Source organism: Pseudomonas cyclaminis (assembly GCF_015163715.1).
GTDB lineage: Bacteria > Pseudomonadota > Gammaproteobacteria > Pseudomonadales > Pseudomonadaceae > Aquipseudomonas > Aquipseudomonas cyclaminis.
Window position 1 is genome coordinate 20,642 of sequence record NZ_JADDUM010000052.1, and the last position, 11,987, is coordinate 32,628.

The window sequence follows — 11,987 nt, forward strand, 5'->3', positions numbered from 1 at the left end:
TATCAGAGATCAGCAGGCAGCGGCTCTTTGAGCCACTGCATCGCGTTCTTTTGCAGGCTGCCGTCAGCCTTGCCCGCGACCAGGATCTGGTTGACCTTCTCCAGCAGTGCCGGCTCGTTTTTGTTCACGCCGACGTACACCGGCGAGTCCTTGAGTTTCACCTTCAGCGCCGGCACGCGTTTTGGGTTGCGTTCGCTGATCGCGACCATTACCACGTTGCCGCTGGCGATCAGGTCAACCTGGCCGGCCAGGTAGGCGGCGATGGTCGAGTTGTTGTCTTCGAAGCGCTTGATGGTGGCTTCCTTGGGCGCTACGGCGGTCAGCTCGATGTCTTCGATGGCGCCACGGGTCACGCTGATGGTCTTGCCCTTGAGGTCGTCGAGGCTGGTGATGGCGGCATCCGGTGGGCCGAACACGGCCAGGTAGAACGGCGCGTAAGCCTTGGAGAAGTCGATGACCTTTTCCCGCTCCGGGTTCTTGCCCAGGCTTGAGATCACCAGGTCGACCTTGCCGGTGGTGAGGAACGGGATGCGGTTGGTGCTGTTGACCGGGGTCAGTTCCAGTTTGACCTTGAGTTGGTCGGCCAGCAGCTTGGCGGTGTCGATGTCCAGGCCGCGTGGCTTCATGTCGGGGCCCACCGAGCCGAATGGCGGGAAGTCCTGGGGCACGGCGACCTTGAGGGTGCCACGGGCGACAATATCGTCCAGACCGTTGGCCTGGGCGGGTGCCTGGCTCAGCATCAGGCTGGCAAACAGGGCAGTGAGCAGGGCGCTGTAGCGCTTGGTCATGGCAACTCTCCGAGAAGGGCGAAAGGATTTTCTGGATTTGGCTTGCTTGCGTGATTGCACAGCCCATGCCAGCCCGCTCGGAATCCTCTGCAAGGCTGGGATTTGTTGAGCTGCAGTGGTCTTACTGGTCTGAACAGTGGCTGAGCTTTTCGCACTCTTTTCGAGCGCCGGTAAAACCCAGCGACCCCTTTGGGGCGTGGCTTGCCGCCGGCCACGAATAGCTTTACAACTAACCGCTCTGCTGACTGAAACCTTGAGTTTTTTATGAATTCCATCGCCCAAGCCGTACCGGAAGCGGCCCTGCAGGCCATCCGCAAACTGATCAAGGAGCAGGGCTTCGTGCCGGGCGACGCATTGCCGTCCCAGCGCGACCTGGCGGTGCAGTTGGGCGTTAGTCGGGCGTCATTGCGTGAGGCGTTGTCGTCTTTGAGCGCCTTGGGCGTGGTCAGCGTGCAGCCGGGAAAAGGCGTATTCGTGCAGGCGGCTGATGAGGCGCCGGGATTTGCCTGGCCGTTCGCGGCACAGGCCACGCCACTGGATATCTTCCAGTTGCGCTATGCGCTGGAAGGCTTTGCGGCGGGGCTGGCGGCGGTGACGCTGACCATTGATGAATTGGATAGTCTTGAGGATAACGTCGAGGCGATGCGCAAGGTGCTCAAGGCCGGCGACTTCGAGGCGGCTGCGCGGCTGGACTTCGAGTTTCACCAGCGCATCCTGCTGGCCAGCGGCAACCAGGCAATGGTGAGTATCTTGAGTGCCAGCGCCGAGGTGTTCCTGGAAAGCCAGAAACTACCGTTCATCCGGCCGGAGCGGGCCATGGAAACCTGGCAGGAACATCGCAAAATCCTGCGCGCCCTGGCACGCCGCGCCAGTGCAGCGGCACAGAAAACCATGCAGGAACACGTACGCAACGCGGCGCTGCGTACGGGCATTGCCTTCGTGACGCCTGTCACGCCGTGAGTCGGGCCATACCCAAACTCATGCACCACCATAGCAAGACTCAATTAGAGGCGGCTTCCTGAACGGGGGAAGGGCGGCTATGATGGGCAACGTTTTTTTTGCTTACAATCCGGAGACATCCATGAGCAACGATCTTATCAAGCACGTCACCGACGCGACCTTTGAGGCCGAAGTACTCAAGGCTGCTGGCCCGGTGCTGGTTGACTACTGGGCTGAATGGTGCGGCCCTTGCAAAATGATCGCTCCGGTCCTGGACGACATTGCAACCACTTACGAAGGCAAGTTGACCATTGCCAAGCTGAACATCGACGACAACCAGGAAACCCCGGCCAAGCACGGCGTGCGTGGTATTCCTACGCTGATGCTGTTCAAGAACGGCAACGTTGAAGCAACCAAGGTAGGTGCACTGTCGAAGTCCCAGCTGCAAGCTTTCCTCGACGCCAACATCTAAGCGTCGTCAAAAAAGCCCCGCGAATCGCGGGGCTTTTTCGTTAAACAGGGCTAGACGCTCCGAAACTCAGGTGGTACATTCGGCCCCGCACTGGTTTCTCCACTGCCCCCTGCAAGCCGTCGCCGACGCATTCCTTTTCGATTAGTACGCGATCCTGTCGCCTTCTCTGCGGCGCGGCCTCATTAAGCCAAAAGCTTAATTTCCCCCCCTCCATAAATGATTACGTCATTCCTATATGAATCTGACTGAACTCAAGCAAAAGCCGATTACCGACCTGCTCCAATTGGCCGAAGAAATGGGCATAGAAAATATGGCCCGTTCGCGCAAGCAGGACGTGATTTTCTCCCTGCTCAAGAAGCACGCGAAAAGCGGCGAGGAAATCTCCGGTGATGGCGTGCTGGAGATTCTCCAGGACGGCTTCGGCTTCCTCCGCTCCGCAGACGCTTCCTATCTCGCCGGCCCAGACGATATCTACGTCTCGCCGAGCCAGATCCGTCGCTTCAACTTGCGCACCGGTGACACCATCGTTGGCAAGATCCGCCCTCCGAAGGAAGGCGAGCGTTACTTCGCCCTGCTCAAGGTCGACACGATCAACTTCGATCGTCCAGAGAACGCGAAAAACAAGATTCTCTTCGAGAACCTGACCCCGCTGTTCCCGACCGTGCGCATGAAGATGGAAGCCGGTAACGGTTCCACCGAAGACTTGACCGGTCGTGTAATCGACCTGTGCGCCCCGATCGGCAAAGGCCAGCGTGGCTTGATCGTCGCACCGCCGAAAGCCGGTAAAACGATCATGCTGCAGAACATTGCAGCGAACATCGCACGTAACAACCCTGAAGTTCACCTGATCGTATTGCTGATCGATGAACGTCCGGAAGAAGTAACCGAAATGCAGCGCACCGTGCGCGGCGAAGTGGTTGCCTCGACGTTCGATGAGCCGCCAACCCGCCACGTGCAGGTTGCCGAAATGGTGATCGAGAAGGCCAAGCGCCTGGTCGAACACAAGAAGGACGTGGTGATCCTGCTCGATTCCATCACCCGTCTGGCCCGTGCCTACAACACCGTGATCCCGAGTTCCGGCAAGGTATTGACCGGTGGTGTCGATGCCCACGCCCTGGAGAAACCGAAGCGTTTCTTCGGCGCTGCGCGGAACATCGAAGAAGGCGGCTCGCTGACCATCATCGCCACCGCACTGGTTGAAACCGGTTCGAAGATGGACGAAGTGATCTACGAAGAGTTCAAGGGTACCGGCAACATGGAACTGCCTTTGGACCGTCGCATCGCAGAAAAGCGCGTGTTCCCGGCCATCAACATCAACCGTTCCGGCACCCGCCGCGAAGAGTTGCTGACAGCCGACGACGAACTGCAGCGCATGTGGATCCTGCGCAAGCTGCTGCACCCGATGGATGAAGTTGCAGCCATCGAGTTCCTGATCGACAAGCTGAAAACCACCAAGACCAACGACGAGTTCTTCCTGTCGATGAAGCGTAAGTAATACGACGTTTCAGGTCCGAAAGAATGGCGCCCTCAGGGGCGCCATTTTTTTTCGCCTGCTTTTTCAGCACCGTTGGCACCCAAATGCACCGCGATAGGCTGCCAGCCAGCCTCAGAGCAGGTAGGATGTACGCCTATTTTACGGGTGGCATGGTTAATGAAATTCAAGGATCTTCGGGATTTCGTGCAGCAACTTGAGCAGCGCGGAGAGTTGAAACGTATCCAGGTGCCGGTGTCCCCGGTGCTGGAAATGACTGAGATTTGCGACCGTACCCTGCGTAACAAGGGCCCGGCGCTGCTGTTCGAAAACCCGACCGGCTTTGATATTCCGGTGCTCGGCAACCTGTTCGGCACGCCCGACCGCGTAGCGTTCGGCATGGGCGCCGAGTCGGTCAGCGAGTTGCGCGAGATCGGCAAGCTGCTGGCCTTCCTCAAGGAACCCGAGCCACCCAAGGGCTTGAAGGATGCCTGGTCGAAGCTGCCGATCTTCCGCAAGATCATTGCCATGGCGCCCAAGGTGGTCAAGGACGCGGTGTGTCAGGAAGTGGTCATTGAAGGCGATGACGTCGACTTGGCCATGCTCCCGGTGCAAACCTGCTGGCCTGGCGACGTCGGCCCGCTGATTACCTGGGGCCTGACCGTCACCAAAGGCCCGAACAAGGATCGCCAGAACCTCGGCATCTACCGTCAGCAAGTGATCGGCCGCAACAAGGTGATCATGCGTTGGCTGAGCCACCGTGGCGGCGCGCTGGACTTCCGTGAGTGGTGCGAAAAACACCCCGGCCAACCGTTCCCGGTCTCCGTGGCCCTGGGCGCCGACCCGGCGACCATCCTTGGCGCCGTGACCCCGGTGCCGGACAGCCTGTCCGAATACGCCTTCGCCGGTCTGCTGCGCGGCAACCGCACCGAGCTGGTGAAGTGCCGTGGCAATGACCTGCAAGTGCCGGCCACTGCGGAAATCATCCTCGAAGGCGTGATCCACCCTGGCGAGATGGCTGACGAAGGCCCTTACGGCGACCACACCGGCTACTACAACGAAGTCGACAGCTTCCCGGTGTTCACCGTCGAGCGCATCACTCACCGGATCAAACCGATCTACCACAGCACCTACACCGGCCGTCCGCCGGATGAGCCGGCGATTCTGGGCGTGGCCCTCAACGAAGTGTTTGTGCCGATCCTGCAAAAGCAATTCCCGGAAATCACCGACTTCTACCTGCCGCCGGAAGGCTGTTCGTACCGCATGGCCATCGTGACCATGAAGAAGTCGTATCCGGGCCATGCCAAGCGCGTCATGCTGGGTGTGTGGTCGTTTTTGCGACAGTTCATGTACACCAAGTTCGTTATTGTCACCGACGACGACATCAACGCCCGCGACTGGAACGACGTGATCTGGGCCATCACCACGCGCATGGACCCCAAGCGCGATACGGTGATGATCGACAACACGCCAATCGACTACCTCGACTTCGCGTCGCCGGTATCAGGCCTTGGTTCCAAGATGGGCCTGGATGCCACCCATAAATGGCCGGGTGAAACCACCCGCGAATGGGGTCGGGTGATCGTCAAGGATGAAGCCGTGACCGCGCGCGTCGATGCGATGTGGAAAGAATTGGGAATAGATTGATGCGTGTAACCCTGCAACCTTCCGGCGCTGTGCTGGAGCTGGTCCCCGGCGAGCGAATCCTCGAAGGCGCACGCCGACTGGGCTACGAATGCCCCCAGGCCTGTCGCAACGGCGTGTGCCATGTGTGTGCCGCGCTGCTGGTGGAAGGTCGGGTGCAGCAAGCCGGTGAGGTGCGCGATCACGGTGAGTTCTACACCTGCATCGCCGAACCGCTGGAAGATTGCATTGTGTTGTGGGATGGCGTGCTGGCGCCGGGAGAGTTGCCGTTGCGCAAGTTGTCGTGCCAATTGAGTGAATGCGTAGAGGTCGGTGGTGATGTGTGGCGCGTGCGCCTGCGGGCTCCGGCCGGCAAGGCGGTGCGTTACCACGCCGGGCAATACCTGATGATCGAACGGGAAAATGGCGAGAAATCCGCGTTTTCCCTGGCCTCGGCGCCCCATGCCGGGCGCGAGCTGGAGCTGCACGTGCTGGCCCGCGAGGACAGTGCGCGCAGCCTGCTGGAACAACTGCAACGTAACCAGATGGCCCGCGTAGAGCTGCCGTTTGGTGACACTCACCTGGCCGAGTTGCCGGACGGTCCGCTGGTGTTGATCGCCGCCGGCACCGGCATGGCGCAGATGCACAGCCTGATCGAACATTGCCGCGCCTCCGGCTTCAAGCACCCGGTGCACCTGTACTGGGGCGTGCGTCGCCCGGAAGACTTTTACGATATCGAGCACTGGGACCAGTGGCTGCAGTTGCCTAACCTGTTCCTGCACAAAGTCGTCAGCGATTTGTGCGGCTGGGAAGGCCGCTGCGGTTTGCTCCATGAAGCCGTGTGCGAGGACATCGTCGACCTCAAGGCTGTGCACGTCTACGCCAGCGGTTCACCGGCGATGATCTACGGCACTTTGGATGCGCTGGTCGACGCCGGCATGGATGCGCACCAGATGCGCGCCGATGTATTCGCTTACGCCCCGCGCTGATCCTTCGTAAGGACTACCAACTGTTGTGGTGAGCGGGCTTGCCCCGCTCAGTTTCCGCTTAGAAGCGCACGCCGGTCGTCACCATCGCCGCATTGAACCCCAGCAACGCCAACTCCGCCGCCACCGGCCCGTAATGGGTGCCTACTGACGGAATGATCACCGGCGCCACGCCGAAACGGTTCAAGGGGATCTTGTCGCGGTACTTGCCGCGATAACCCTGGATCGCCCCGCCGGTAACCTTCAGGTACACCGGATAATCGGTCATGTCATAGCGCTTGCCCGCATAGGCGTAGTACGAGCGCTGGCTGAACGAGTTGCGAAAGGTCGCCCCGCCATACACCCACCCTGATGCTTCATTGCGCTCCAGGCCGATCAGGTCCTGGTTGTTGTTATGGTCTTTATCTGGCGCAAAATGTTGGGTGTAGACGCTGGTCTGCGCGTACCAGAAGCCCTTGTCATCTTCGCTGATGGGCGGTTCGCCAGCCAGTGCAGTGGTGGCCTGGGCCAGCAACAACAGGCCAGGCAGTCGGAATTTTTTCATGGGTGCGACCTCGGTAGTCGGTTTGATGGGCGGCTAAGTGGGTCGTGATGTGCGCGCTATTTTGACGGTTTGGCGCGAGCCCAGGCTGAACCGGGGCTGAAACTAGCGGGATTGCTGCGCATAATCCTGACGAAAGGGTGCCGGCCTTATGCATTCGCTTATTCTTTAAAGGTATTTAATTTGTTACATGAATATCTTTAAGCTATATCGCAACGGACTACCGATTTTCTGCCAATAACCAACAATTGACCGCCACCGCCCGCCAGCCGGATCGATCGTACGCACTCAGCGCATTGAAGCGCTGGGTCTTGATTCCAAGGGGAGCGGTATGGGGAGCTACAACAAGCACGCGCTGTACTCAGCGATTTTGTCGGCCAATTTGCTGACCGCTGTGAGCTTCAATCCAGTCTTTGCGGCCGAAACGTCCGCCGCCGATGCACCCAGACTCGACACCGTGATCGTCACCGGTACCCGCGCCCAGGAGCGCACGGCCAGCGCGTCGCTGTCACCCATCGATGTGATCTCCGGCGAAAGCCTGCGCAGCACCGGCTCCGATGAGCTGGGCGCGGTGCTGGCGCGCCTGATTCCATCCATCAATTTCCCGCGCCCAAGCCTGGTGGATGGCGCCGAACTGGTGCGACCTGCGCAATTGCGCGGCCTGTCACCCGATCAGGTGCTGGTGCTGGTCAATGGCAAGCGCCGCCACACCAGTGCCTTCGTCAACCTGGGCGGTGCGGTGGGGCGAGGCTCGGCGCCGGCGGACCTGAATGCGATCCCGCTGTCGGCGGTGGACCATATCGAAGTGCTGCGCGACGGCGCCTCGGCGCGTTACGGCTCGGATGCGATCGCCGGAGTGATCAACGTGATCCTCAAGCACGCCGACCATGGCGGCTCCATCTCCACCAAGTTTGGCGAATACAAGAAGGGTGATGGTATCCAGCGCAATGTCAGCGGCAATACTGGCCTGGCATTGGGCGACAACGGCTTTATCAACCTCTCGGCCGAAGGCGCCGACAACGATTACACCAACCGCGCCGGGGATGACTACCGTGCGGGCAGTGTCGGTTCTACCACCTACGGCCAGCGTGTTTTCCGTCAGGGCGAGCCGGCTACCAATGAAGGCAAGTTCCAGTTCAACTCCGAATATTCCTTCAACGACTCGGCCGAGTTCTACACCTTCGGCGGCTACAGCAAGCGGCGCGGCGAGACGGCGGCGTTCTACCGGGCGAGCAATGCGGCCAACAACATCCCAGCGCTCAACCCCAACGGTTACCTGCCGTTGATCAAGGGCAACCTCGAAGACACCTCGCTGGTGGTGGGCTTGCGCGGCTCGCTGGCCTACGACTGGCATTACGACTTGTCGGCCAACTACGGCAAGAACCAGTACGCCCTCAGCACCGAAACCATCAACACCTCCCTGGGACTGGCCACGCCGCGCAAGTTCGACAACGGCACCCTGAGCAACGACCAGAAACAAGTCAGCCTGGATCTGTCCCGTGAGTTTGATGTGGGTTGGCTGCCGTATCCGGTGTCCGTGGCGTTTGGGGGCGAATACCTGCATCAGGGCTATGAAATCGAAGCCGGCGAGCCGGCATCCTACTTCCAGACCGGCAGCTCCGGGCTGGGTGGTTTCCGGGATGCCGATGCCGGCACCAGCTCGCGTCACAATTGGGCCCAGTACCTGGACCTGGAAACCAATTTCACCGAAAAACTCAGCGCCTCGGCCGCCGTGCGTCATGAGGATTACAGTGATTTCGGCTCCAATGTCAGCGGCTCGCTGTCAGCCCGCTATGACTTCACCCCGCAAGTGGCCTTGCGCGGCAGTGTTTCCAACGGTTTCCGCGCACCCTCCCTGGCTCAGCAGAATTTTGCCTACACCTCGTCGCAGTTGATCGGCAGCACCATCCAGGAAGCCGGCACCTTCCCGGCCAACAGCCAGGTGGCGCGCCTGCTCGGCGCCGAGGACCTCAAGGCCGAGAAGTCGCGCAACTACAGCCTTGGCCTGGTGCTGGAACCGGCCGATGACCTGACGGTGACGGTGGATGTGTACCGCATCGACATCCGTGACCGTATCAGCCTGTCCTCCAACCTTGGCATAAACGCGGCGACGCGTGCCTATCTGCAGGCCAACGGCGTGGGCAACATCGACTACACCACCGCCCGCTACTTCACCAATGCCACCGACACCAGCACCGATGGCGTCGACCTGGTGGCCAACTATCGCTACCTATTCGACAGCGGCGTCCGCTGGAACAGCACCGTAGGCTACAACTACAACCACACCAAAGTGACCGATGTGAAACCCAACCCGGCCATCCTCGACAGCCTTGGCGCGAACCTGGTGCGGGTAGACCGCCGCGAGCGCATCGGTTTGCTTGGCGATACCACGCCTCAGCACAAGCTGAGCCTGGGTAACGACTTCACGTTCGGTAATTGGGCACTGCACAGCAACCTGGTGCGCTATGGTGAATTCACCAGCTACCAGGCGGACAAGGTCAACGACCAGACCTTCAAGGCAGCCTGGGTGCTGGATTTGTCGGCCGACTACAAGTTGAAGAACTGGACCTTCACCCTGGGCGGCGACAACGTCACCGATAAATACCCGGAGAAGGTCAACGCCTTCGCCAGCAGCGGTGGCAATTTGGCCTATAGCACTTTTTCGCCGTACGGTTACAGCGGCGCGTTTTATTACGGTAAAGTTGCTTACAACTGGTAACACACAGGAGGCGTACCGCTTTTCGCCATGACCGCCATTGAAACCGATCTTCAGCAATTGGCTTACCCTCCGCGGCTCGATCTGGGGCCGCAACTCACTCACGAACAGTTGATGAGCTCGATGCAGGCCACCATGGGCCGGCACAAAGGTGGGCCGGTGTGGCTATTTGCGTACGGTTCGCTGATCTGGCGTCCTGAATGCTCGTCCTCCGAGCGGTTGCGGGCACGGGTCCATGGTTATCACCGGGGCCTGTACCTGTGGTCCCACGAGCATCGGGGTACGCCGGAAACACCGGGATTGGTGTTCGGGCTGGATCGCGGTGGCTCGTGCAGCGGGTTCGCCTACCGCTTGCCGGAAGATCAGTTGGAGGCCTCGCTTTATGCCTTGTGGCAGCGCGAGATGCCGTACCCGTCCTACCGGCCACACTGGCTCAGCTGCCGTCTTGAGGATGGCAGTCAGGTGCAGGCCTTGGGGTTTGTGTTGGAACGGCATTTGCCCAGTTACGCAGGCAATTTACCCGACGTGATCCTCAATCACGTGCTGCAAAGCGCTTGCGGGCGTTACGGCACTACGCGCGATTATGTCGAGCAGACCGTGAACGCCCTGCGTAGCCACGCCATGCCAGATAAGAATCTGGAGGCGCGGCTCAAGCGGTGTGCAAAGGGTTGCTCAGGCGATTAGCGCGCCGAGCTGACGCTGTTGGTGTGCCACAGCGTTGGGATCAGGAACGCGATCGCCAGCAGGCACGCGCCGATCAGCAGGACAAAACCACCGTCCCAGCCGAAGTGGTCAACGGTGTAGCCCATCGCCGCACTCGCGGCCACCGAACCACCCAGGTAACCGAACAGACCGGTGAAGCCCGCAGCCGTACCGGCGGCTTTCTTCGGGGCCAGTTCCAGCGCCTGCAGGCCGATCAGCATCACCGGGCCGTAGATCAGGAAGCCGATGGAGAACAGCGCAATCATGTCGACCATCGGGTTGCCCGGCGGATTGAGCCAGTAAACCAGGGTTGCCACGGTCACCAGCGCCATGAACACCACGCCCGTCAGGCCGCGGTTGCCACGGAATATCTTGTCCGACATCCAGCCGCACAACAGCGTGCCAGGAATGCCCGCCCACTCGTAGAAGAAGTACGCCCAGGACGTTTTATCCACGTCGAAGTGCTTGGCTTCCTTCAGGTAAGTCGGCGCCCAGTCCAGCACGCCGTAGCGCAGCAAGTAGACGAACACGTTGGCGAAGGCGATGTACCACAGCATTTTGTTGCGCAGCACGTATTTGACGAAGATTTCCTTGGCGCTGAATTCTTCTTCATGGCTGGCGTCGTAGCCTTCCGGGTAGTCGTTCTTGTACTGCTCGATGGGCGGCAGGCCGACGGATTGCGGGGTATCGCGCATGGTGATGAAGGCAAAGGCCGCTACCGCCAAGGCCACAGTGGCCGGCACGTAGAAGGCAGCGTGCCAGTCGTTGAACCAGGCCATGCCCAGCAGGAACAGCGGGCCGATCAGACCGCCGCCGACGTTGTGCGCCACGTTCCACACCGAAACCACGCCGCCGCGTTCTTTCTGCGACCACCAGTGCACCATGGTCCGCCCACTTGGCGGCCAGCCCATGCCCTGGGCCCAACCGTTGATGAACAGCAAAATGAACATCATGGTCACGCTGGACGTTGCCCAAGGTGCGAAACCGAAAATGAACATGACACCCGCCGACACCAACAGGCCGAAAGGCAGGAAGTAGCGAGGGTTTGAACGGTCGGACACCAGGCCCATGAGGAACTTGGACAGGCCGTAGGCAATCGCGATGGCCGACATCGCCAGGCCCAGTTGACCGCGGGTGTAACCCTCGTCGATCAGATAAGGCATGGCCAGGGAGAAGTTTTTACGCAGCAGGTAATAACCGGCGTAACCAAAGAAAATACCGGCGAAGATCTGCCAGCGCAGTCGTCGGTAGGTACTGTCTATTTTTTCTTCAGGCAGGGGCGCCTGGTGCGCGGCAGGACGAAAGAAAGCAAACATTCAAGAGCTCCAGATTTCTTGTTTTGACTGCGGATGCGAATGTTACAGTTTCGTTACCGAAAATAGCATCGCCTCTTCGCGGCAAACACGGGAAATGAGAGCAAGTGCATGTTCTCTTACGAACATGTCGCGAATAGATAAGTAGTGGTCGCAAACAGTTTCTGACGCGGGTGGAGATTCAAATGTGGGAGGGGCTTGCCCCCGATAGCGGTGTTTCAGCTATAGGTGAGTTGACTGACCCACTGCAATCGGGGGCAAGCCCCCTCCCACATTTGAATCTCCATTGGTTTCAAGACCCCACAAAAAGCCCCACTCGGCTTACACCGAACGGGGCTTTGTCTGACCAGCCCGCCTTACGCGACGTTCATGGTCTTGTGTGTCTCAATCAAATGCGCCACCACACCCGGATCCCGCCAGAGTGGAGATATCCCCC

Annotated in this window: 10 protein-coding genes and 1 pseudogene; 7 read left to right on the forward strand and 4 right to left on the reverse strand. The window is 59.9% G+C overall.

Annotation, left to right across the window (positions count from 1 at the left end; genetic code table 11):
• Nucleotides 1–2: 2 nt before the first annotated feature.
• Entirely contained in the window at nucleotides 3–788 is a 786-nt protein-coding gene (locus IQK56_RS08810) for a transporter substrate-binding domain-containing protein (RefSeq protein ID WP_122305353.1), read from the reverse strand.
• A 264-nt stretch (nucleotides 789–1,052) separates the two neighbouring features.
• On the opposite strand from IQK56_RS08810, the gene IQK56_RS08815 reads away from it, so the two are divergent.
• The 5 genes from IQK56_RS08815 to IQK56_RS08835 all read left to right on the forward strand — a co-directional run bounded on the left by IQK56_RS08815 (nucleotide 1,053) and on the right by IQK56_RS08835 (nucleotide 6,282).
• Nucleotides 1,053–1,748, forward strand: a complete 696-nt coding sequence (locus tag IQK56_RS08815; RefSeq protein ID WP_122305352.1) for a FadR/GntR family transcriptional regulator — start codon at nucleotides 1,053–1,055, stop codon at nucleotides 1,746–1,748.
• Between the two features lie 121 nt (nucleotides 1,749–1,869).
• A complete protein-coding gene (gene trxA / locus IQK56_RS08820) occupies nucleotides 1,870–2,199 on the forward strand; it encodes a thioredoxin TrxA (protein WP_015886460.1) in 330 nt (109 codons plus the stop codon).
• Nucleotides 2,200–2,434: 235 nt separating this feature from the next.
• Nucleotides 2,435–3,694, forward strand: a complete 1,260-nt coding sequence (gene rho, locus IQK56_RS08825) for a transcription termination factor Rho (protein ID WP_003176825.1) — start codon at nucleotides 2,435–2,437, stop codon at nucleotides 3,692–3,694.
• 156 nt (nucleotides 3,695–3,850) lie between these two features.
• Nucleotides 3,851–5,317 (forward strand): 4-hydroxy-3-polyprenylbenzoate decarboxylase, encoded by a 1,467-nt coding sequence (gene ubiD / locus IQK56_RS08830; RefSeq protein WP_038444369.1) that lies wholly within the window; start codon nucleotides 3,851–3,853, stop codon nucleotides 5,315–5,317.
• The gene (locus IQK56_RS08835; RefSeq protein WP_150674465.1) at nucleotides 5,317–6,282 is read left to right on the forward strand and encodes a CDP-6-deoxy-delta-3,4-glucoseen reductase; all 966 of its coding nucleotides are present in this window, start codon (nucleotides 5,317–5,319) and stop codon (nucleotides 6,280–6,282) included. Before ubiD ends, IQK56_RS08835 begins: the two co-directional genes overlap by 1 nt.
• 58 nt (nucleotides 6,283–6,340) lie before the next feature.
• Here the strand turns inward: IQK56_RS08835 and IQK56_RS08840 are convergent, their stop codons facing one another.
• The gene (locus IQK56_RS08840; protein WP_193862486.1) at nucleotides 6,341–6,823 is read right to left on the reverse strand and encodes a sn-glycerol-3-phosphate transporter; all 483 of its coding nucleotides are present in this window, start codon (nucleotides 6,821–6,823) and stop codon (nucleotides 6,341–6,343) included.
• 328 nt (nucleotides 6,824–7,151) lie between these two features.
• Between IQK56_RS08840 and IQK56_RS08845 the strand changes: the two genes are divergently transcribed.
• Both IQK56_RS08845 and IQK56_RS08850 read left to right on the forward strand, forming a co-directional pair.
• Complete coding sequence (locus IQK56_RS08845; protein ID WP_193862485.1) at nucleotides 7,152–9,539, forward strand: TonB-dependent receptor plug domain-containing protein; 2,388 nt, start codon at nucleotides 7,152–7,154, stop codon at nucleotides 9,537–9,539.
• Between the two features lie 27 nt (nucleotides 9,540–9,566).
• Nucleotides 9,567–10,220, forward strand: coding sequence for a gamma-glutamylcyclotransferase (locus IQK56_RS08850; RefSeq protein WP_122305347.1), 654 nt, complete (start codon nucleotides 9,567–9,569; stop codon nucleotides 10,218–10,220).
• Here the strand turns inward: IQK56_RS08850 and glpT are convergent.
• Together glpT and IQK56_RS31730 are read right to left on the reverse strand one after the other, a co-directional pair.
• Nucleotides 10,217–11,554, reverse strand: a complete 1,338-nt coding sequence (glpT, locus tag IQK56_RS08855; protein WP_122305346.1) for a glycerol-3-phosphate transporter — start codon at nucleotides 11,552–11,554, stop codon at nucleotides 10,217–10,219. The two genes, IQK56_RS08850 and glpT, sit on opposite strands and share 4 nt — an antisense overlap.
• 353 nt (nucleotides 11,555–11,907) lie before the next feature.
• Nucleotides 11,908–11,987: pseudogene (locus IQK56_RS31730) on the reverse strand (hypothetical protein); the annotation flags it as partial.

Coding starts and splice junctions, on each gene's coding strand:
- IQK56_RS08810 (WP_122305353.1), bottom strand. CDS start 788: ATGACCAAGCGCTACAGCGCCCTGCTCACTGCCCTGTTTGCCAGCCTG.
- IQK56_RS08815 (WP_122305352.1), top strand. CDS start 1,053: ATGAATTCCATCGCCCAAGCCGTACCGGAAGCGGCCCTGCAGGCCATC.
- trxA (WP_015886460.1), top strand. CDS start 1,870: ATGAGCAACGATCTTATCAAGCACGTCACCGACGCGACCTTTGAGGCC.
- rho (WP_003176825.1), top strand. CDS start 2,435: ATGAATCTGACTGAACTCAAGCAAAAGCCGATTACCGACCTGCTCCAA.
- ubiD (WP_038444369.1), top strand. CDS start 3,851: ATGAAATTCAAGGATCTTCGGGATTTCGTGCAGCAACTTGAGCAGCGC.
- IQK56_RS08835 (WP_150674465.1), top strand. CDS start 5,317: ATGCGTGTAACCCTGCAACCTTCCGGCGCTGTGCTGGAGCTGGTCCCC.
- IQK56_RS08840 (WP_193862486.1), bottom strand. CDS start 6,823: ATGAAAAAATTCCGACTGCCTGGCCTGTTGTTGCTGGCCCAGGCCACC.
- IQK56_RS08845 (WP_193862485.1), top strand. CDS start 7,152: ATGGGGAGCTACAACAAGCACGCGCTGTACTCAGCGATTTTGTCGGCC.
- IQK56_RS08850 (WP_122305347.1), top strand. CDS start 9,567: ATGACCGCCATTGAAACCGATCTTCAGCAATTGGCTTACCCTCCGCGG.
- glpT (WP_122305346.1), bottom strand. CDS start 11,554: ATGTTTGCTTTCTTTCGTCCTGCCGCGCACCAGGCGCCCCTGCCTGAA.